Annotated in this window: 1 protein-coding gene; it reads right to left on the bottom strand. The window is 51.4% G+C overall.

Features of this window, described 5'->3' with window-relative positions:
- The coding region (locus LX99_RS25255) for a condensation domain-containing protein (RefSeq protein WP_456238162.1) at positions 1–2249 on the bottom strand (2249 nt) is incomplete at its 3' end.
- Positions 2250–2254: the final 5 nt, after the last annotated feature.

The raw sequence follows: 2254 nt of genomic DNA, 5'->3' as shown, positions 1-2254 counted from the left end.
TTGATCACATTTCGGTGTTCGATCATTACACCCTTGGGCTGCCCGGTTGATCCGGAGGTGTAGATCACATATGCAAGGCCGGATGGGCGGGAATAACCGCTTACCGCAGCTGACGAATATTGCCCGATAGCTCCCTGGTCATGCTGATATTTATGCCTTTCCGGCACCAGTGACTTGTTTTGTTTATCTACCCATAGCAGCGCGTCGTAACGGTAAGCTGTCAGTTCATTGCTGATCGTATGGATCTTTTCGCTGTATTCCCCTGACGTGATCCCGATCCCGGAGGACTTCAGGTCTTCCCAATATGAACGACCTACAAATAACTCTGATGACCAGTCTGTCTTGGTCCGGTAATCCGAACCCGAATGCCCCTGACGAAATGCACGAAGGTCGCTGATCAGCGCTTCACGGCGGTCTTCGTCCATAATGTCTCCGACGAATAACAAACCCTTGTCCTTCAGCTTTCCGATCGCCTGCTCCACTACATCCCGAAGATAGTTATGACCGTTAAACGCCTGGATCACGCTATTGATGATCACGATGTCAAAATCCCCCGCAGCGATCCCTCCGATACGATCGGCAGGAACGCACTCCAGCACGATATTAGTATATCCTGACGAGGCAACCCCCGACAGGGTCTTCGACAGGATCCGGTCAGACAGATCTGTACCATGGTAATAACCCACATCCCCCGCCAGGCGTAACATCGTCAGGCCGGAAGAACAACCGATCTCCAGCACACGCGTCTCTTTGGACAGGTAAGGACGAAGCTTCAGGTAAACGTTCTCACTGTACTCACCCATCTCTGCCTCGCTCAGATAGGAACCCGTATAACTGCTCATCCAGCCGCCCCCGGATATCGCGTCCGTCGAGGTCTCTCCTACGTGATCCCAAAGATCTTTTCGCATCAGTTCATTCTCTGACACCCCGCGTTCCGCGTAATAATCCACGCTGTCTATACATACAACGTGGTCCACTGAACTACGCCATTGAAGACGGTTTCCATATTCGATCTGCACACGCTCCGTCAGCAATACCGATACCCCCGCATCCTGAAGCATATATAATAAACGCTCTTCCGGATAATCGCTGTCAAGAGGAACGTACGCACAACCCGCTTTCAGCACACCCAGCATCGATACAACCCCCGAGCACGAACGGGACTGAAGAAGCCCGATCCGGCTTTCCGGTTGAACTGATAAAGATTCTATAAGAAAACGTGCCAGTTGATTGCTCCGTTCATCTAACTCCTTATAGCTTAGCGAGCATGACTCATCCGTTACTGCTGTATATAAAGGGGCCGACACACACTGCTGCCTAAACAGCTCATCAAGCGTACGGTCCAATGGATAAGCGCTCGTCCGCCCGCTTACATATTCTGACAATAATAACGACTCTTCTGACGCATCCGGCAGCCGGATGCTGCCGATCAGCAAGTCCGGTAAACGAAGCACGCTCTCCAGCAAATGCAGGAAATGTTCCGACATTCGGATGATCGTTGACCGGTCATACACTGACGCATAATATTCTATCCCTACAGATATCTCTCCTCCTGATTCCGTCACAAACCATGTCATATCGAATTTCGAGGTATCCTGGCTGATCCCCAGATCATACGGTAACAGTTCATCTCCATCCTCCAGCAATACAGATACATCTACCAGTTTCCGCTCATAGTTCTGAACTACAAGCGCCACATCGAATATCGGGTTACGGGATGCGTCCCGCTCTATCTTCAGCATATCCACCAGGTCCTCGAACTGCATCTCCTGGTGTTCATATGCTTCCAGGCTCGATCCTACCACTTCCTTATAAAAGCTAAGAAATGTCTTCTCCCGGGATGGGTAATTCCGCATTGCCAGAGAGTTTACAAACATCCCTACGATCGGTTCCAGGTCCGAATGACGGCGCCCTGCTATACCGCAACCGATCACGATGTCTTCCTGACCCGTATACTTGTGAAACAGCACATTCAATACCGTAAGCAAACTCATCTGAAGCGTGCCCCCATGCTGAAGATTGAATGACTGAAGAAGCGAGGTCAACTCCGACGAAAGCAAAAAGCTATGAAGCCCCCCCGTAAACGTAAATACTTCCGGCCGCAAACGATCCCCGGGAAGGTTCAACCGGGGAACCCCGTCCGAGAAACGGTCCTGCCAGTACGAACGCTGATCCGACATCCGGGGGCCTGACAACTCCCGGTTCTGCCATTCCGAAAAGTCCCGGTATTGAAGCCGCAGTTCCGGCAGCGCCT

Origin of the sequence: Mucilaginibacter oryzae, assembly GCF_003148845.1 — a bacterium.
GTDB classification, from domain to species: domain Bacteria; phylum Bacteroidota; class Bacteroidia; order Sphingobacteriales; family Sphingobacteriaceae; genus Mucilaginibacter; species Mucilaginibacter oryzae.
Note: the sequence above shows the minus strand (reverse complement) of the source record. Positions and strands in the feature narration are given on the sequence as shown.